The following is a 19,925-nucleotide window of genomic DNA, read 5'->3' as shown; positions in this document are numbered from 1 at the left end:
CATCCGAAGATGGGCTGAAAGTTTCCACGGCAACAAAAAACACAATGTAATTAAACGCTGTAATACAGCTCGAATTCCACCGGGTGCGGCGTCATGCGAATGCGGTCAACTTCTTCCGTGCGCAGCTCGATATAAGCATCGATGGTGTCGTCGGTGAAGACGCCGCCGCGGGTCAGGAACTCGCGATCGGCGCTAAGGGAAGCCAGGGCTTCGTCCAGCGAACCACACACTTGCGGAATTTCTTTGGCTTCTTCCGGCGGCAAATCGTACAAATTTTTGTCCATGGCATCGCCGGGATGAATCTTGTTGATGACGCCGTCCAGGCCGGCCATCAGCAGCGCGGCGAAGGCCAGATAAGGATTGGCTGCCGGATCCGGGAAACGCACTTCGATACGGCGTCCTTTCGGGCTCGGCGATACCGGAATACGGATGGATGCGGAACGGTTGCGGGCGGAGTAAGCCAGCATAACCGGTGCTTCATATCCCGGGACCAGACGTTTGTAGGAGTTGGTGGTCGGGTTGGTCAGCGCATTAATGGCTTTTGCATGCTTGATCACGCCGCCGATGTAGAACAGCGCCGTTTCTGACAGACCGCCGTACTTGTCGCCGGAGAACAGGTTGTTGCCGTCTTTGCTTAAAGACATATGGCAATGCATACCCGAGCCGTTATCGCCGAAAATCGGTTTCGGCATGAAGGTCGCGGTTTTGCCGAAGGCATGGGCGACGTTGTGCACGACATATTTATAGATTTGGATTTCGTCGGCTTTTTTCACCAGGGTGTTAAAACGGGTGGCAATTTCGTTCTGGCCCGCGGTAGCAACTTCATGGTGATGCGCTTCAACCACCAGACCCATTTCTTCCAGGGTCAGACACATGGCTGAACGCAAATCCTGCGATGAATCCACGGGAGGAACCGGGAAATATCCGCCTTTGATGCCCGGACGGTGGCCTTTGTTACCGCCTTCGATAACCTTGTCGGAATTCCAGGCTGCCTCGACGTCGTCGATGGCAACATGGGAACCGGAGATGGACGAACCGAAACGAACGTCGTCGAACAGGAAGAATTCAGGTTCAGGGCCGAAAAAAACCGTATCGGCAATGCCGGAGGTCTTCAGAAATTCTTCAGCGCGTTTGGCGATGGAGCGCGGATCGCGATCGTAACCCTGCATGGTTGCCGGTTCGAGGATATCGCAGCGGATGATCAGGGTGGTTTCTTCATAGAACGGGTCAAGCATCGCGGTGCTTGCATCGGGCATCAGCACCATGTCTGATTCGTTGATGCCTTTCCAGCCGCCAATTGAAGAGCCGTCAAACATTTTACCGTCGTCAAAAAAATCCTCATCCACCTCGTGGGCGGGTATGGTGACGTGCTGTTCTTTCCCTTTCGTATCAGTGAAACGCAAGTCGACGAATTTGACTTCGTGTTCTTTTAGCATCGTCAAAACGTGTTCAGCGGACATACTTATATTCTCCCGGATGTGCCATTGTCGTCGTGGAACGAAATCGAATCGATTGGATATTTTAAACTTAACTAGACTAAAGCTAAAACTGTGCCAACATTGCTAAAATTATGTGAGGCGCCGGATTGCGGCCTTTTACCGGCTACCGAGCTGCACCAGATTGGGGGGATAGTGCTATTTTAGTGCATTTGTGCGCTGGGTGGGCACTATTTTGGTGCAATGTATGCGAATAGTTGAAACATTGCACTGATAAAGGGATGACAAGGCGCTGAAAATGACGCAAATGCAGAGAACAGCGCGATCTTGTTTAGTCCCTCGCCTATTACGTGTACAATAACGCGCTATTTCTAATGCCTGAGGCAAAGTTGTGATCGAAAATTTGCGTAACATCGCCATCATCGCGCACGTCGACCATGGGAAAACCACCCTGGTCGATAAGCTGTTGCAACAATCCGGAACATTGGGTGACCGCAATGACGCCACCGAACGCGTGATGGACTCCAACGATTTGGAGAAAGAACGGGGAATTACCATCCTCGCGAAAAACACCGCTATCAATTGGCACGAGTACCGTATCAATATCGTTGATACCCCCGGACATGCCGATTTCGGCGGTGAGGTCGAGCGCGTCATGTCCATGGTGGACTCGGTGCTGCTGCTGGTGGACGCCATGGACGGGCCCATGCCGCAAACCCGTTTCGTTACCCAGAAAGCGTTTGCTTACGGGCTGAAACCTATTGTGGTCATCAACAAAGTAGACCGGCCCGGCGCCCGCCCGGATTGGGTAGTGGATCAGGTGTTCGATTTATTTGTGAACCTCGGCGCAACCGATGAGCAACTGGATTTTCCGATCATATATGCCTCCGCGTTAAACGGGGTCGCCGGCTATGAACATGAAAATATGGCCGATGATATGACGCCGCTGTTCGAGTCGATCGTGAAGAATGTCGAAGCGCCCAACGTCGATAGCGACGGTGCGTTCCAGATGCAAATCTCCCAGCTCGATTACAACAGTTATGTCGGCGTTATCGGTATCGGCCGTATCAAACGCGGTTCGGTCAAACCGAACCAGGCAGTGACTATCATCGACCACGAAGGCAAGCGTCGCAACGGCAAAGTGGGCCAGGTGCTGGGCCATATGGGCCTGCAGCGTATCGAGTCCAAACTGGCGGAAGCGGGGGATATCATCGCCCTGACCGGTCTGGGAGAGCTGAATATCTCCGACACCATCTGCGATCCGGCCCAGGTTGAAGCGCTGCCGCCGTTGACCGTCGACGAACCCACCGTCTCCATGTCCTTTGGGGTTAACACCTCGCCGTTCTGCGGCAAAGAAGGCAAGTATGTGACGTCGCGCCAGATCCTGGAACGCCTGAACAAAGAGCTGGTGCATAATGTGGCGCTGCGGGTTGAAGAAACCGAAGACCCGGATACCTTCCTGGTATCGGGCCGCGGCGAGCTGCATCTTTCGGTGCTGATCGAGAATATGCGCCGTGAAGGTTTTGAAATCGGCGTTTCCCGTCCGAAAGTTATCTACCGTACCGTTGATGGTAAAAAACAGGAGCCGTTCGAACAGGTTACCCTGGATATTGAAGAGAAGAACCAGGGCCCGGTGATGGAAGCGATGGGCATGCGTAAAGGCGAGATGCGCGATATGCTGCCGGACGGCAAGGGTCGTATCCGTCTCGATTACATTATCCCAAGCCGGGGACTGATTGGTTTTCGTACCGAGTTCCTGACCATGACCTCCGGCACCGGCCTGCTTTATTCCTCGTTCAGTCATTATGACGATGTGCGTCCGGGTGAAATCGGTCAGCGGCAGAACGGCGTGATGATTTCAAACGGTCAGGGTAAAGCGGTGGCTTATGCCCTTTACAGCCTGCAGGATCGCGGTCGCCTGTTCCTGGGCCATGGGGCGGAAGTCTATGAAGGCCAGATTATCGGTATTCATACCCGTTCCAATGATTTGACCGTCAACTGCCTGACCGGCAAGAAGTTAACCAACATGCGCGCTTCAGGGACCGATGAAGCCACCACGCTGGTGACGGCGATCACGCTGTCGTTGGAGCAGGCGCTGGAATTTATCGATGATGATGAACTGGTGGAAGTGACCCCCCATTCCATCCGGTTGCGTAAACGTGGTTTGACCGAAAACGATCGTAAGCGTGCCAATCGTTCCAGTAAAGAAGGCTGATTTTTCCGCTCGTCAATGCTAGATGCCGGTCCATGTAGATGGACCGGTATTTTTTTGTCGAAAAATTTGTGCGCTCTCCCTTGAACACGTTCGGTTCAGCTTCGTCGTTGGCGGGCCCAGCGTGCCGTGTGGCGCTCAGTCCGGTTGATAGACCAAGGCGATATTGTGCTGCTGGCAGTAGTCGTGGAATTTGCGCGGGGGTGACTCATCGGTAATCAGGGTATCGAACAGGGTCAGGGCACCGATGCAGGCGGGTTTGATATTGTCGAACTTGCTGCGATCGGCCACCAGAATCCCTTGTTGCGATAGGGATAACGCGCGATGCTTCATGGTGAGTTCATCAAAATTAAAGCAGGTGGCGCCGTTATGGATATCTATCCCTGCGGCGGAAATAAACGCCTTGTCGGGGCAGATATTATCCAAAATGGAATATTGGGTCAGCGGGGTGAAGATGCAGTTGGCCGGGTGAAATTCACCGCCGCACAGGATGACCTTGCAGTTGGGCAAATCCTGCAGCGCCAAGAACGTATTGAGGGAATAACAAACAGCGGTAAAAGCCAGATCCTGACTGATTGCGTCAATAATGAACGGCGTAGTGGTTCCGCAATCGAAAAACACCGTGTCGTCTTTTTCAATCATCTGGGCCGCCAGACGGCCGGCAATACTTTTTTCTTTAACGTGCTTGGCTTTTTGGTCCGACACAAAATAGTGGGTGACCGAGCTGTTTTTAGGATCGTTGACGACATATCCCCCCAGCAGAACCACCTGTGCATGCTCGGCGCTCAGATCGCGGCGGATGGTCATTTCCGATACACCCAACAGGACGGCGGCATCTTTCAGATGAATTTTATCTTCCCGCTTTAAAGCTTGTACCAGCTTGTTGATCCTGTCTTCGCGCCGCGTTTCCATAATTTACCCTGCGTCAAGTCATCCAATGTCCGTCGGATTAATCGGTCAATATTTTCCGCTGGGCGCCGCGCCCGTCACAATGCTCACCCCGGAACTGGTGCCGATACGGGTGGCTCCGGCCAGGATCATGGTTTGTGCGGTCAGGCGATCGCGAACCGCGCCGGATGCCTTGACGCCCACTTCCGAACCCACGGTCTGCCGCATCAGTTTGACGTCCTGCTCCCGGGCTCCGCCGGTGCTGAAACCCGTGGACGTTTTTACAAAAGCCACCTTAAGTTCGCGACAAATCTGGCAAACTTGCACGATTTGCTGTTCGCTCAACAGGCAGGTTTCCAATATTACCTTCAATGGTATGGCGGCGCAAACCTGGTGCACCGCCCGTATATCAGCGGTTACCGCATCGATTTTACCGCTTTTCAGCCAGCCGACATTTATCACCATATCGATTTCACCGGCCCCGGCTTCAATGGCCGCTTTTGCTTCAAAAGCCTTGGCGGCGGTTAGGCCGGCTCCCAGGGGGAAACCGACCACCGAACATACTTTTACTTCGGTTCCCCGCAGCGCATCGGCGGCAAACGGCACATAACCGGAGTTAACGCAGACCGCATAAAAGCCATATTGCTTCGCTTCGTCGCATAAGGTGGCGATTTGCGCTTCGGTGGCATCCATCGCCAGTAAGGTGTGATCGATATAACGTGGGAAGTCGATTTCAGTTTTGGTCATTACTGCGTCCTCGTTAGGGAAGATGTTAATGTGAAAATAATAACATTAAATAACACCGTTATATAGCCGTTTGTCCCATAAATTTTTCTCATGAGATGTGATAGATGTCATGTTATTAACATTTATGCATTGCTAATGTTAGCATAGTAACATTGAATGCTATGAAAACATCAGAGGGCGAAAGACAATGGATATAGCGGTTATTGGTTCCAACATGGTGGATCTGATTACCTATATCACCGAGATGCCGAAAACGGGGGAGACGCTTGAAGCCCCGGATTTTGAGATAGGTTGCGGTGGTAAAGGTGCCAACCAGGCGGTGGCGGCGGCCAAACTGGGTGCCGGCGTGATGATGGTCAGCAAGGTCGGAGACGACCTGTTCGCCGACAATACGATCAAAAATCTGCGTCGGTACGACGTCGATACCCGTTATGTGGAAAAGGTTCAGGGGGTGTCCAGCGGGGTGGCGCCGATTTTTGTTGATCGGGATTCACATAATCGCATCCTGATCATCAAAGGCGCCAATAACCATCTGGCGGCGGCGGATATCGACCGGGCGGCGGAACGGCTTAAGGCCTGCAAGCTGATTATCCTGCAATTGGAAATCCCGTTGGCGACGGTGTATCACGCCATTGACGTCGCCCGGCAGCTTCATGTGCCGGTGATTCTTAATCCGGCGCCGGCCAGCCGCGAGCTGGATATCGCTTATGCCTGCCAGTGCGATTTTTTTATGCCCAATGAAACGGAGCTGGAGATCCTCACCGGCATGGCGGTGGACAGCGAAGCGAATATCCTTGCCGCCGGCCGTTCTTTACTCTCCCGGGGACTGAAAAACCTGATCATCACCATGGGGCATCGCGGCTCGATGTGGCTGACGGGCGACAGCGTCCACCGGGTGGATGCGGTACCGGTACGCGCCGTGGATACCAGCGGCGCGGGGGATGCCTTTATCGGCTGTTTTGCCCATTACTACGTCGGCGACGGCGATGTGAAACACGCCATGAAATATGCCTCGGCCTATGCCGCATACAGCGTCCAGGGCAAGGGCACCCAGCGCTCCTATGCCGATGCCGCCCAGTTTCATGATTTCCTTGCCACCTTACATCAGGAATAACATCATGCACCACAATACGGTACAAATGCCTGACGGCTATCTGAATAAAACACCGCTGTTTCAGTTTATCCTGTTGTCCTGCCTGTTTCCTTTATGGGGTTGCGCGGCCAGTTTAAACGATATCTTGATAACCCAATTCAAAACGGTGTTTGCCTTAAGCGATTTCGCCAGCGCGCTGGTACAAAGCGCGTTTTACGGCGGTTACTTCCTGATTGCGATTCCGGCCTCGATGGTGATTCGCAAAACCAGCTACAAAGTGGCCATTATGTCGGGCCTGTCGCTGTATATCATCGGCTGCGTCCTGTTCTATCCCGCATCGCATATGGCCACCTACACCATGTTCCTGGCGGCGATTTTCGCCATCGCCATCGGCCTGAGCTTTTTGGAAACCGCGGCCAATACCTACAGTTCGATGATCGGTCATCGCGACTATGCGACGTTGCGGCTGAACATCAGCCAGACCTTTTACCCCATCGGCGCGTTAATGGGCATTGTTCTGGGCAAATATCTGGTTTTCCAGCAGGGGGACAGCCTGAGCCGCCAATTGGCCGCCATGACGCCGGAACAGGGGCACCAATTCCGCCTGAATATGCTGGAACTCACCCTGGAACCCTATAAGTACCTGATCATTGTGCTGGTGGTGGTATTGGTTTTGTTCGCCATTACCCGCTATCCCCAGTGCAAGCCCCAAGCGGATAAGCATAAAACCACGGCGCCGGGTATGGGTGAAACCCTGCGTTATCTGGCCGGCAATGCCCGCTTCAGAAAAGGCATTATCGCCCAGTTCCTCTATGTGGGGATGCAGGTGGCGGTATGGTCGTTTACCATTCGTCTGGCGTTGAACCTGGGGGCGGCCAATGAACGGGACGCGTCCAACTTCATGATTTACAGCTTCATGTGCTTCTTCGCCGGTAAATTTATCGCCAATTTCCTGATGACGCGTTTTATGCCGCAAAAAGTCCTGATCGCCTATTCCATATTGGGGGTAGCGACTCTGGCCTATGTCGTCATGGTGCCGAATTTTACCGCCGTGTATGCCGCGGTGTTTGTCAGCGTCTTGTTCGGACCCTGCTGGGCCACCATTTACGCCGGTACGCTGGATACCGTGGATAACAAATATACCGAAGTGGCCGGGGCGATTATCGTGATGGCCATCGTCGGCGCCGCCGTGGTGCCGGCCATCCAGGGATTTGTTTCCGACCATTTGGGGTCGATGAAACAGGCGTTCAGCGTCTCCCTGCTGTGTTTCGCCTACGTGGGATTCTATTTCTGGGGTGAATTGCGCAACCATCAACCGCTGGCCGATCCCGCCCGTTCAGTCATGGATAACAAACTTTAACCGCAGGAGAAACGATTATGTCCGCCGTCATTCATCTTCAGCGCAATCAGTTCAGCGAACTGCCGGTTTGTCTACTGGAAAGCGCCGAGCTCAGCGTTACGTTATTCAAATATCGTTCCGGCATTGAAGCGGTGACCCTACGCAACAGCCGCGGTTTTGTCACCCTGTTGCCTTTTTACGGCCAGATGATCTGGGATGCGCAGTTCGACGGTCATGACTTAAAAATGTCCAATCCCTTTACCGAGCCGAAGCGGGGCGAGTCGGTGGTGGATACCTATGGCTGCTTCGCGTTCCATTCCGGCCTGCTGAGCAACGGTTGTCCGTCCCCCGAAGACCTGCATCCCCTGCATGGTGAAATGCCCTGTGCGCCGATGGACCGCGCCTATTTGCTGCTGGATGGCGACAGCGTCGCCCTGGGGGGTGAGTATGAATACGTCAAGGGATTCGGCCATCATTATCTGGCGTCCCCTTCGGTCAGGCTGGCGGCCGGAGAAACGCTGATGACCATTACCATGGTGGTGACCAATCTTGCCAGCGTGGCGATGCCGCTACAGTATATGTGCCATATGAATTACGCCTATCTGCCGGGGGCCGCCTTTAGCCAGAATATACCCGATGAGGCGTTTTCACTGCGCACTTCCATTCCCGGCCATGTGCATCCCACGCCGCAATGGCTGGACTATACCGCCACCCTGGCGGGAAATTCCTCGGCGTTCGGTAGATTGGATCAGCCGCAGTTCTACGATCCGGAAATCGTCTTTTTCGCCGATAACCTGGCGCAATACACCCCGCGGCCGGAATTCTTTATGCAGGGGCCTAACGCGGGACCGCGCTTTGTTACTCGGTTTTCCAGCTCACAGTTCAATTACGCGACCCGCTGGATCCTGTATAACGGCGACCAGAAAGTGGCGGCGTTTATCCTGCCGGGAACCTGCCGTCCCGAGGGGCATATCGCGGCGCGCCAGGCCGGCACCCTTATCGATCTGGCCGCGGGGGCAACGCGGGAATTCACCGTGGTCACCGGCCTCGACGGCTAAGGGTATAAAAGAAGCGCTAAATGGCCTGCTGCCAATGCGGCAGGCCATGACATAGATAATCACAATGACGCTTCCTCGACCCGTCCCCCAATTGATGCATCCAATGACAAGCCTGGTACCGTTCCCTCAGCCTCCATCACGTCGTAATGTATGTTGATTACTGTTCAGTTGGATTATTTCCCGCTACAGTGAGAACACCATGCAGATAAGGGAGGGAGCCATGCTTTATATCTTTGATTTAGGCAATGTCGTTATCAACATCGATTTCGGCCGGGTACTGGGCGTCTGGAGCAAGCTAAGCGGCGTTCCGTTGGCCATCCTGAAAAAGAAGTTCGTCATGGGCGAGGCGTTCGAACAGCATGAGCGGGGCGACATTACCGATGAAGCCTTTGCCGCCAAGATTTGCGCCGAACTGGGCATCGCACTGAGCTTCGAACAATTCACCACCGGCTGGCAGGCGATATTCGCCGGTGTCCGCACCGAGGTCATCGATATCATCCGGGCTTTGCGGCAAAAGGGCCATCGGGTGGTGGTTTTATCCAATACCAACCGACTGCATTGCAGTTATTGGCCGAGCCAATACCCCGAAATACAGCAAAGTGTGGATAAACTCTATTTGTCGCAGGATTTGGGCATGCGCAAACCCGATCCGGCTATTTATCGTTATGTGCTGGAGCAGGAGGGTGTAACCGCGCCGGAGGCGATTTTCTTCGACGATAATGCCGATAATATCGCCGGGGCGAAAATAGTCGGCCTGCAAACGGTGTATGTTACCGATCCTGATGTGATTCCCGCTTTTTTTGCCTGACAGGACCAGGACCCCGCGCAAGGTGGTGCTTAAAAAGCATCGGCCCGTTCATTGAGGAAGATTGCGATGAGACGTCCTAACCTGAAGGAAATAAGCCATTGTTATTCCTTCATCAAGCTATTGATCATACGTATTGATCAGGACCGGCTGACGGTTTTGGCCGGGCATCTGGCTTATGTTTCGCTGCTCTCTCTGGTGCCGTTGGTTACCGTGGTATTTGCGTTGATCGCCGCATTCCCGGTATTTTCGGATGTCAGCGTACAGTTGAAAAACTTTATCTTTACCAATTTTATGCCGGCTACCGGTAACGTGATTCAGCGTTATCTCGAACAGTTTATGCTTAACACCAGCAAGATGACGGTGGTGGGCACCTGCGGGCTGATTGTCACCTCCCTCCTGCTGATTTATTCCGTGGATACTGTGCTCAATACCATCTGGCGCAGTAAAAAAAAGCGCCCCCTTATTTTCTCATTTGCGGTGTACTGGATGGTACTGACACTGGGACCGCTATTGACCGGCGCCAGCATGGCCCTCAGTTCTTATCTGTTGTCCATTGGCTGGCTGCAAACCACCGGCACCAGCATGTTTGCTTCCGTCGCTCTGCGGGTATTCCCATTATTGCTCTCCTGCGCTTCGTTCTGGCTGTTGTACAGCGTGGTGCCTACGGTAAGGGTACCGAATCGGGATGCATTGGCGGGTGCCCTGGTGGCCGGCCTGCTGTTTGAGTTGGGCAAGAAAGTCTTTGGTTTATATGTCACCATGTTTCCTTCCTATCAATTGATTTATGGCGTGCTGGCGGTGATTCCAATCTTATTTCTCTGGGTATACTGGAGCTGGTGTATTGTATTGTTGGGGGCGGAAATTACCGTCTCCTTGACCGAACACCGGCTGTTGGCTTTAGAGGAGACGGTCTCCCGATGATTGCGTTGATTCAACGGGTCTTGCGCGCCCGGGTTACCGTGGACGACATCCTGGTGGGGGAAATCGGCCCGGGATTATTGATCCTGCTGGGAGTGGAAAAGCAGGATGAGGAATCGAGCGCGGCAAAGCTTTGCCAACGGGTGTTGGCTTATCGTATTTTCAGTGACTCACGAGGCAAAATGAACCTGGATGTCCGCCAGTCCGGCGGCAGCGTGCTGGTTGTGTCACAGTTTACATTGGCGGCGGATACCGACAAGGGGCTGCGGCCCGGCTTCTCCCGCGGCGCACCGCCGGCGGAAGCGGGACGGTTATACCACTATTTTACCGAATGCTGCCGCCGGGCGGATATCCTGACGCAAACCGGCCGCTTTGGGGCGGATATGCAGGTAGAGCTGGTGAATGACGGGCCGGCGACGTTCTGGTTGCAGGTCTAAGGTCGGTAAGGGCACTCAAAGAGAGAGTATGTCATGTATCACTTGCGCGTTCCGCAAACCGAGGAAGAGTTAAAGGAATACTATCAGTTCCGCTGGGAAATGTTACGCAAGCCTTTACATCAGCCGCCGGGCTCCGAGCGGGATGCCTATGATGCCATGGCGCATCACCAGATGGTGGTGGATGAAGAGGGCAAACCGGTGGCGGTGGGTCGGCTGTATATCAATGCCGACAATGAGGCGGCCATTCGTTTTCTGGCGGTAGATCCGCAGGTGCAGGATAAGGGCCTGGGCACGTTGGTGGCCATGACGCTGGAATCCGTCGCCCGCCAGGAAGGGGTAAAGCGTGTGGTGTGTAGCGCCCGCGAGGATGCGGTGGATTTTTTCGCCAAGCTGGGCTTTATCAATCAGGGTGAAATCCTGGCGCCGTCCTCTACGCCCATACGGCACTTTTTAATGATTAAACCCATCGCCACGCTGGACGATATTTTGCACCGGCCGGATTGGTGCGGTCAGTTGCAGCAGGCCTGGTACGAGCATATTCCCCTGAGTGAAAAAATGGGGGTGCGAATAAGCCAGTACACCGGCCAGAAATTCATGACCACCATGCCGGAAACCGGCAACCAGAATCCCCATCATACGTTATTTGCCGGCAGTTTGTTTTCACTGGCCACCCTCACCGGCTGGGGATTGATTTGGCTGTTGCTGCGGGAGCGCCAGTTAGGGGGCACCATTATCCTGGCGGATGCTCATATCCGGTATACAACGCCGGTTACCGGCCGGCCCTGCGCCATCGCGGATCTCGGTTCCCTGAGCGGGGATCTGGACCGACTGGCCCGCGGACGCAGGGCACGGGTGCAGCTGGAAGTCGAATTATTCGGCAACGACAAACAGGGGGCGGTATTCAAAGGTATTTATCTGGTATTGCCGCCGGCCCATGATCAACCGCTGGAGCGTGGCGGCTCCCATGTCGATTAAGCCTTATACCCGTCATACTTCAAGTTGCAGGTGCGTTGGCTTTCCTCAATTACCCCAGTCACTTACCTGTGTAAGCTCGTGGGGATTCGCTGCGTCGCCGCCTTCCTGCAACCCGAATTATTTAGGGTATAAGCTTACATGGTATCCTGGTAACGCGCCGATTAAGCCTTAGTATCCGCAGCGCCTTGGTCTTGTTAACCCGAAAGGCTTAATGGGCCGCGTCTTCCGCCACCTCGCCCTGGGTCATTGTCTGGTTCAGGGATTGTCCTTTTGCGTCGACAGCCTGTAGCCTGCCGTTCAGGGTCGGCCTCAGGGGCGCCTGTGCGGTGAGCTGACCGGTCAGGGTTAGCTGAACGTTGCCGTTGCCGGACAACGGCATGGCGGGCCATCCCCAGCGCCCCATGACGTCCAACGGGACTGCTTTGCCGGTCAGGTTGAGCGAAAAGTTGCGGGCGGGCTGCTGGTTCATCAAGGCGGTGACTTCCACCAATCCGTCACCGGCGAAGGCGCTCAGGTCGGTGACGGTGATTTTATCCGGATCGGCGGTTAACGCCAGCGAAGGGCGGCGTACGTCGATTTTATTAAACGTGGCGTCGCTGCCGTTGAGGTTAAGGCTGCCGGACCAGATACCCCATTGGTGATTACGCGCCAGCTCCAACTGCTTGCCGTAACCATCCAATGCGGTGATTTGAAACGGGAATGCCGGATTGATATCAATGAGCAGGTTCCGGTTGGCGGTGAATTTATCCACGGTGACCTGCGCCAGCCAGGACGGCAACGGCTGCTGCCAGCTGTCACGCCAGTTTGCCGGCAGGGTATATTCCAGCCCGGCGACCATGAACTCGTCCAGCTCCAGTTGCCGGCCGTCGCGCAACCACCGGCCCGACGTGCGCATCAATCCGCCTTCCCAGCGCCCGCTGAATTGACGGATTTCTATCCCTTGGGGCGAAAAGGCCAGATTGGCGATGGGATCGTTTAAATGCACCGTTCCGTTAATCAGATCGCTGGCGCTGAAAGATAACGACCCGTCATCGGTGGACCAGTCGCCGTCCTGAAAGGTAATATTCCGCAAGGTCAGGTCCAGGTCGCTGAATGCCCAATCCTTGCCTTCCATACGCGCGTCGATCAAATCGAAGCGATGGATGGTGATTTTCGGCACTTGGGATATCTGCTGCAAAAAATCATTCAGGCTCTTCTCGGTTTGCATCCGGACATTGCTCAGGCGCAGATTATCCACCCACCAGCTGCCGTCCTCATCCCGTCGCGCATTGCCGGTCAGTTCACCCTGGGATAGGTCGGCGCCCAGGTTATCCAGCTTCAACTGGTGATTATCGATCTCCCCTTGCACCAACACGTTTTCAGCCGGAACGCCGTTCAGGGTCAAAGTACTGGCGCTCAGCTGAAACCGGGCGTTGCGCCCCAGGGGAAAGTCCTTCTCCGGTTTCCACGGGGTGATGCCGGCGTTGACATTTTGCCCATTGAGATGCCATCCCCCTTGAGGGGATTGCACCGCCATACCGTTCAGCTGCAGGACATCCGCCTGTAACGAGGAAAGGGGCGGCGAGGCATCCATGTTCAGCGTACCGTCCTGCATTTGTATCCGGTAAAAATGAAAGGGGTCGGTAAATTGGCGGGCGCTTATACCAGCCACCAATTGTTTGGCAACCAGGGTGCTGGGATGGCCTTTTTGACCGAACGTGATGTTTATTAATGAAATTTCCGTGGGATCGGACCAGTTATGATCAATTTTCTCCAATGACAGTTGGAAATCGCTGTGCCGGGTTACCCATTTGCTGACCCAGCCCGCGCCCCAAGGGGTTTGCAGCAAGACGTAGATCAGGATGATTATCAATAGCAATATCAAAAGTATTGATAACAAGAGTTTCCCAATAAATTTCATCGCTCAATCCATCGCTGTCATAAAGGTTACAGTGTTTATGCCGTAATTAGCGGCGCTTCTCAATAGGCAAAGCGTTTCCGGCAAAAAAAAGCCGCTGTATTGGGACAGCGGCTTGATAAAAGGATGAATGTTAATTAATTGTTTTCCGGAGGGAACAGTAAATTCAAGATGATAGCGGTGATGCCGCCGGCGGCAATACCGGATGACAGTAAGGTCTTTAACCATTGCGGCGCAAATTGCAGGATCAGGGGTTGTTGCGAGACCCCCAGGCCCACCGCCAGCGACAGGGCGATAATCATAATCGCGCGGCGGTTCAGCCGTTCCCGCGAAACGATACGGACCCCGGAGGCGGCGATGGTGCCGAACATTACGATAGTGGCGCCTCCCAGTACCGGCTCCGGAATATGCTGGACGAAACCACTGACCACCGGAAACAGCCCGAGGGCGATCAGCATCAATGCCACCACAAAACCCACATAACGGCTGGCAACGCCGGTAAGCTGGATGACGCCGTTGTTCTGGCCGAAACAGGAGTTGGGGAAGGTATTAAACACCGCGGATAGAAAAGAATTCAGCCCATTGGCCAATACGCCGCCTTTCAGGCGGCGCATATATACCGGCCCGCGTACCGGTTGTTCCGAAACATCCGACGTGGCGGTGATATCGCCGATGGTTTCAATGGAGGTGACCATAAACACCAGTATTAGCGGTACCAGCAGGTCCCAATCGAACCCCAGGCCGTAATAGAGCGGAGTCGGCACCATGATAAGCTTATGGGGCGCCGCGGGCCCGGACGGCGGCAGCATGCCCAGAAGCCAGGCCGCCGCATAGCCCACCGCCATGGCAATCACCAGCGAAGCCACCCGCAGATAGGGGTTGCGCTGGCGGTTAAGCAGGATGATAACCACCAGGACGATCCCCGCCAGCAGCAGATTTTTCGGCGCGCCGAAGGTGTGGTTGCCCATGGCGGCAAACCCGCCGCCGATGGAGGTCAGGCCAACCTGGATAAGCGAAATACCGATAATCATTACCACGATTCCGGACACCAGCGGCGTGATAATGCGTCGCGCCAGGTGCAGCACCCGGGAGAGTAAAATCTCGGTACATGAGGCCACCATCAGGGTGCCGAACAGGGCCGCCATCATGGTGGGCACATCGGCGCCGCCGGTTTTCAGGGCCAGCCCGCCCATGATAAGCGGCGTGACAAAGTTAAAGCTGGTGCCCTGAATGGATAACAAGCCCGACCCCACCGGTCCCCAGGTCTTGATTTGCAGTATGGAAGCCAGTCCGGAAGCGAACAATGACATGCTGATAATATGCTGCGTATCCTGCGCCGGCAGTCCCAGCGCCTGGCAAATCAGCAGCCCGGGAGTAATAACGGCGATAAACATCGCCAATAAATGCTGGCAGGCGGCAAACAGGGTTTCCGCCAAGGGCGGCCGATCGTCAAGGTGATAAATCAGCTCGCTTTTGACGACGGGAATCGGCGCGTCATCGATTTCATAGGAGGGCATTGTCATGTTGAATGGCTTCCGGACGGCAAAGAGGGCATTTTAATCAACTTGTTTCTAAAAGCAATCGATTGCATCCTGCGCACATCCCCACCGCTTGATATAAGTCAACTCAGGGGCAATTTCCCACTTACGTTAACGCCGGGCTTAAACTAGCGTGTTAAAGGGAAACCGTGCTGATGGGGTCGAATCGGGCATGGTTTTTCTGCCCGACCGAGCGCCCCACAGCGCGGTAAGCCCGCTATCACCCAGGGTTAAACCGAGCGAGTCAAAGGGAGAGCGCCTACGCATTGGTATAACGAACCCGTTCCGGCATCCAGCGCTCAATCAACAGCCGGGCGAGATCCGGCCAGTGCTCATGAATATGCCGCGCCAGACGCTGGACCTCCGGGATCATGGCCTGATCGCGCAGTAAATCCGCCACTTTGAATTCCGCATTGCCGGTCTGGCGCGTACCCAGCAACTCCCCGGGACCGCGAATTTCCAAATCCTGCTGCGCAATGACAAAACCGTCGTTGGTGTCCCGTAATACCTGCAGACGTCTTTGGGCGGTTTTACTCAGCGGGGACTTATATAACAATACACAGTGAGAGGCCACCGCGCCGCGCCCGACCCGTCCGCGCAACTGGTGCAATTGCGCCAGCCCCAGACGTTCGGGGTTCTCGATAATCATCAGGCTGGCATTGGGTACATCCACGCCCACTTCAATCACGGTGGTGGCCACCAACAGATGAATCTCCCCGGCCTTGAACGCCTGCATGATCTCCTGCTTTTCCCTGGACTTCAGCCGGCCGTGCACCAGCCCGATACGCAGCTCCGGCAGGGCGCCCTGTAACTCTTCCCAGGTGGCCTGCGCCGCCTGGGCTTCCAGCAAATCGGATTCATCAATGAGGGTACAGACCCAATACGCCTGGCGCTGCTCTTGTAAACAGGCCCGCCGCACCCGCTGGATAATCTCGCTGCGCCGGGTATCCGGAATAGCCACCGTGGTCACCGGCTTACGCCCCGGGGGAAGTTCATCGATAACCGAAGTATCCAGATCGGCATAAGCGGTCATGGCCAGGGTACGGGGGATGGGCGTGGCGGTCATGATCAGCTGGTGGGGATGAAACCCTTGCGCCAGCCCCTTTTCCCACAACGCCAGGCGCTGATGGACGCCGAAGCGGTGCTGCTCATCGATAATAACCAGCGCCAGCCCCGAAAATTGCACCTGCTCCTGGAATATCGCATGAGTACCCACCACCATGCCCACGCGCCCTTGCGCGATGGCTTCCTGCTGGGCCTGGCGCGCCTTACCCTTTTGTTTCCCCGCCAGCCAGCCCACCTCGATACCCAGCGGTTCGAACCAGCCGCGGAAGGTCATGGCATGCTGCTCCGCCAGCAGCTCGGTGGGGGCCATAAGGGCCACCTGCTTACCCTCACCGATAGCCCGCAGCGCCGCCAGCGCCGCCACCAGGGTTTTTCCCGAACCGACATCTCCTTGTATCAACCGCATCATTGGCACCGGCTGGGCCAAATCCCGTTCGATTTCATCCACCACCCGCTGCTGGGCGCCGGTGGGCGTAAAAGGAAGCAACGCGAGAAACCGCTGTTTTAACTGCGATCCGTGGGTCAACGCAAGGGCCAGATCTTTACGCACTCCGGCCCGTACCGCCAGCATACTGAGATTATGGGCCAGCAGTTCCTCCAGAATCAGACGCCGCTGGGCCGGGTGTTTACCCTGCTCCAAATCCGCTAAAGAGATATCCGGCGGCGGACGATGCAACGTGCGCAGCGCCTCGGGCAGGCTGATGAGTCCACGGATCAGCTCCGGGGGCAGCAGTTCGGCAATGGGGCAGGTATCGAGCAACACCAGCGCCTGATCCGTCAGATTGCGCAGGGTGGCCTGGCGAACGCCTTCGGTGGTGGGATATACCGGTGTCAGGGCCGGAGCCAGTTCGACATCGCTATGGTCGCCGAGGATATGGTATTCCGGATGAATGATTTCAGCCCCCAGCTGCCCGCGCCGGATTTCCCCATAAGCGGTAAGCCGGCGGCCGGCGGCCAGGCTGTTTTTCATTGCGGCGTTGAAGTTAAAAAAGCGCAGGGTGATAAGACCGCTATCGTCGCGAACCCGGCAGGTTAACATGCGCCGCCGGCCGAAGCTGATGTCGGAGCCTAGCACTTCCCCCTGCACCGTCACAAACATGCCGGGCAAGACGTCGTTGATGGCATATAACCGTGTGCGATCTTCGTAGCGCAGGGGAAGATGCAGCAACAAATCCTGGAGATTTTCCAGCCCGAGACGGGCGAGCTTGGCCGCCTGCGCGGGACCGACCCCTGAAAGCGTATTTAACGGTATGGCGTTCAGTAGACGGCCTTCCATCATTTCAGCACTCCGTGGCAGGTTAATAAGCCGGTTGTGACGCTGCGTGACCGGGTTTCCCGCCTGGACACATCTGCCGCGAACCCGGGAGGAGGCCCGATGGCCGCGGCTCCCCGGGTCTGGCGCGGAGCTTAATTCCGATTGCGCGTCACCTTAATAACATCCGGCATGACGCGTATTTTGCGCATGATATTGGCCAGATGGACGCGGTCGCGGGTGGTAAGACGGATGAATGCGCTATAGACCCGGCCGTCTTTTTCTTCGGTATTCAGGCTCTGGATGTTGGAATCGGCGGCGTTAATGGCCGCGGTCAGATTGGCCAGTACTCCCTGATGATTAAACATGTCCACTTTGATTTCGGCAATAAATTCCTGCTCGGTATCCAGTTGCCACTCCACCGCCATGAATTTTTCCGCGTCTTTCTGATAACCGCGGATATTCCGGCAGGATTCATGGTGCACCACCAGACCTTTGCCGGGACTGACGTGGGCGATAATCGGATCCCCGGGGATGGGGCGGCAGCATTTGGCGAAGGTAATCAACACGCCGTCGGCCCCCTTGATGGGCAAGGTCTTCGGACCGGGCTGCACCATATTGGACTGATCGCCCTGGAGATTGCGGGCGATCACCACGCTCATGGCATTGCCCAGGCCGATTTCCGCCAGCAGGTCGTCAAGGGAAGAAAGTTTCATCCGATCCAGCTCTCGCTGAATATTTTCCGGCGGCACTTCCGCCAGCTTGCGGCTGCCTCCCAGGGCGTGATTCAGTAATCTGCGGCCCAGACTGACGGAGTCGTCGCGCTTGAGGTTTTTCAGCATTTGGCGAATTTTGGCCCGGGCCTTGGAACTGACCACAAAGTTGAGCCACGCCGCATTGGGGCGCGCGCCGGGAGCGGTGATGATTTCCACCGCCTGGCCGCTGGTCAGGGCTTGGGAAAGGGGATAAGGCTGCCGGTCCACCCGGGCGCCGACACAGGCATGGCCGATATCGGTATGCACCGCGTAAGCGAAATCCACCGGGGTGGCCCCGGCCGGCAGTTCGACAATGCGGCCCTCCGGCGTGAACACATAAATTTCGTCCGGGAACAGATCGGATTTAACGCTTTCGATAAATTCAAACGAACTGCCGGCGCTTTGCTGCAGCTCCAGCAGGCTTTGCATCCAGCGCTGGGCACGGATCTGGGCCGTGGTGCCGCTTTCGCCCTGCTCCTTATAAGCCCAGTGCGCGGCCACCCCCATTTCCGCCATTTGGTCCATGTCTTCGGTGCGGATTTGCACCTCAACCGGAACGCCATGGGGGCCAATCATTGAGGTATGCAGGGACTGGTATCCGTTGGCCTTGGGAATGGCGATATAATCCTTCACCCGCCCGGGACGCGGCTTATACAGGCTGTGCATCTGTCCCAATACCCGATAGCAGGTGTCCACTTCTCCGACAATCACCCTAAAGGCATAGATATCCATAATGGAATGGAAACGCTGCTCTTTAAGGTGCATTTTGCAATAAATGGAATAGAGATGTTTTTCCCGTCCGCTGACGCGGCAGGGGATGCCGGCTTCAGTCAATCTCCCTTCGATTTCGGCGAGTATCTTTTGGATCATCTCTTTGCGGTTGCCGCGGGCGGCTTTGACAACCTCTTTAATGACCCGGTAGCGGTTCGGATACAGCGCTTCGAAACCCAGTTCCTCTAGTTCCGTTTTGAGATGGTGTATCCCGAGACGATGGGCCAGCGGACTGTAGATTTCCAGCGTTTCACGGGCAATGCGCCGGCGCTTGTCGGGGCGCAGGGCACCCAGTGTGCGCATATTATGCGTCCTGTCCGCCAGCTTGATCAGCACCACCCGGATATCCTGCACCATCGCCATGATCATCTTGCGAAAGTTTTCCGCCTGGGCTTCTTTCTTGTCGCGGAATTTTAGCTTGTCGAGCTTGGAGACCCCTTCCACCAGCTCCGCCACGCTTTTACCGAACAATTGCTCCATGTCCTGGTAAGTGGCGGGGGTATCTTCAATGACATCATGCAGCAACGCCGCCATCAGCGTCTCATAATCCAGGCGCATTTCGGCCAGTATGCATGCCACGGCGACCGGGTGGGTAATGTAGGGCTCACCGCTGGAACGTGTCTGACCCTCGTGAGCATCACGGGCGACAAGATACGCCTGCCGCAGGAGTTTGATTTGATCCTCAGGCAGGTAACGTTGAATCAATAGATTCAGGCTTTCAAACAGATACAATTGT

The 19,925-nt window shown here is 55.5% G+C and carries 15 protein-coding genes; 8 read left to right on the top strand and 7 right to left on the bottom strand.

The annotated features are described in order from the left end of the window. Nucleotides 1–50: 50 nt before the first annotated feature. Nucleotides 51–1,460, bottom strand: a complete 1,410-nt coding sequence (gene glnA / locus HB631_RS23060) for a glutamate--ammonia ligase (protein ID WP_213993519.1) — start codon at nt 1,458–1,460, stop codon at nt 51–53. 367 nt (nt 1,461–1,827) lie between these two features. Between glnA and typA the strand changes: the two genes are divergently transcribed. Next, entirely contained in the window at nt 1,828–3,651 is a 1,824-nt protein-coding gene (typA, locus tag HB631_RS23055; RefSeq protein WP_213993518.1) for a translational GTPase TypA, read from the top strand. Nucleotides 3,652–3,786: 135 nt separating this feature from the next. Here typA and deoR read toward each other — a convergent pair whose 3' ends face one another. Both deoR and deoC read right to left on the bottom strand, forming a co-directional pair. Beyond that, on the bottom strand, nt 3,787–4,560 hold the full coding sequence (gene deoR / locus HB631_RS23050; protein ID WP_213993517.1) for a DNA-binding transcriptional repressor DeoR: 774 nt from the start codon (nt 4,558–4,560) through the stop codon (nt 3,787–3,789). Nucleotides 4,561–4,605: 45 nt separating this feature from the next. Then, nucleotides 4,606–5,283 carry a deoxyribose-phosphate aldolase gene (gene deoC / locus HB631_RS23045; protein WP_213993516.1) on the bottom strand — a complete coding sequence of 226 codons (678 nt, stop codon included), beginning with the start codon at nt 5,281–5,283 and terminating at the stop codon, nt 4,606–4,608. Between the two features lie 187 nt (nt 5,284–5,470). On the opposite strand from deoC, the gene rbsK reads away from it, so the two are divergent. The 7 genes from rbsK to fabY all read left to right on the top strand — a co-directional run bounded on the left by rbsK (nt 5,471) and on the right by fabY (nt 11,911). After that, nucleotides 5,471–6,397, top strand: a complete 927-nt coding sequence (gene rbsK, locus HB631_RS23040; RefSeq protein WP_213993515.1) for a ribokinase — start codon at nt 5,471–5,473, stop codon at nt 6,395–6,397. 4 nt (nt 6,398–6,401) lie between these two features. Continuing rightward, nucleotides 6,402–7,736: an L-fucose:H+ symporter permease gene (gene fucP / locus HB631_RS23035; protein ID WP_213993514.1), complete on the top strand. Its 1,335-nt coding sequence runs from the start codon at nt 6,402–6,404 to the stop codon at nt 7,734–7,736. 17 nt (nt 7,737–7,753) lie between these two features. Then, complete coding sequence (locus HB631_RS23030) at nt 7,754–8,773, top strand: aldose 1-epimerase family protein (RefSeq protein WP_213993513.1); 1,020 nt, start codon at nt 7,754–7,756, stop codon at nt 8,771–8,773. Nucleotides 8,774–8,993: 220 nt separating this feature from the next. Continuing rightward, the gene (gene yihX, locus HB631_RS23025) at nt 8,994–9,581 is read left to right on the top strand and encodes a glucose-1-phosphatase (RefSeq protein WP_213993512.1); all 588 of its coding nucleotides are present in this window, start codon (nt 8,994–8,996) and stop codon (nt 9,579–9,581) included. A 66-nt stretch (nt 9,582–9,647) separates the two neighbouring features. Then, entirely contained in the window at nt 9,648–10,502 is an 855-nt protein-coding gene (locus HB631_RS23020) for a virulence factor BrkB family protein (protein WP_213993511.1), read from the top strand. Beyond that, nucleotides 10,499–10,936, top strand: coding sequence for a D-aminoacyl-tRNA deacylase (gene dtd, locus HB631_RS23015; RefSeq protein WP_213993510.1), 438 nt, complete (start codon nt 10,499–10,501; stop codon nt 10,934–10,936). The genes HB631_RS23020 and dtd overlap by 4 nt, the downstream gene beginning before the upstream one ends. Before the next feature lie 33 nt (nt 10,937–10,969). Then, complete coding sequence (gene fabY / locus HB631_RS23010; RefSeq protein ID WP_213993509.1) at nt 10,970–11,911, top strand: bifunctional GNAT family N-acetyltransferase/hotdog fold thioesterase; 942 nt, start codon at nt 10,970–10,972, stop codon at nt 11,909–11,911. Nucleotides 11,912–12,119: 208 nt separating this feature from the next. Here the strand turns inward: fabY and HB631_RS23005 are convergent, their stop codons facing one another. From HB631_RS23005 to spoT, 4 genes are all read right to left on the bottom strand, one after another. Then, nucleotides 12,120–13,811 carry an AsmA family protein gene (locus tag HB631_RS23005; protein ID WP_213993508.1) on the bottom strand — a complete coding sequence of 564 codons (1,692 nt, stop codon included), beginning with the start codon at nt 13,809–13,811 and terminating at the stop codon, nt 12,120–12,122. Between the two features lie 134 nt (nt 13,812–13,945). Then, on the bottom strand, nt 13,946–15,331 hold the full coding sequence (locus tag HB631_RS23000) for a uracil-xanthine permease family protein (RefSeq protein WP_213993507.1): 1,386 nt from the start codon (nt 15,329–15,331) through the stop codon (nt 13,946–13,948). Nucleotides 15,332–15,605: 274 nt separating this feature from the next. Further along, nucleotides 15,606–17,687: an ATP-dependent DNA helicase RecG gene (recG, locus tag HB631_RS22995; RefSeq protein ID WP_213993534.1), complete on the bottom strand. Its 2,082-nt coding sequence runs from the start codon at nt 17,685–17,687 to the stop codon at nt 15,606–15,608. 131 nt (nt 17,688–17,818) lie between these two features. Beyond that, nucleotides 17,819–19,921 carry a bifunctional GTP diphosphokinase/guanosine-3',5'-bis pyrophosphate 3'-pyrophosphohydrolase gene (gene spoT, locus HB631_RS22990; RefSeq protein ID WP_213993506.1) on the bottom strand — a complete coding sequence of 701 codons (2,103 nt, stop codon included), beginning with the start codon at nt 19,919–19,921 and terminating at the stop codon, nt 17,819–17,821. Nucleotides 19,922–19,925 lie beyond the last annotated feature (4 nt).

Origin of the sequence: Sodalis sp. dw_96 (genome assembly GCF_018449575.1) — a bacterium.
Taxonomy (GTDB): Bacteria; Pseudomonadota; Gammaproteobacteria; order Enterobacterales; family Enterobacteriaceae; genus Acerihabitans.
The sequence above is the reverse complement of the archived record's forward strand: the minus strand, read 5'-3'. Positions and strand labels throughout refer to the sequence as shown.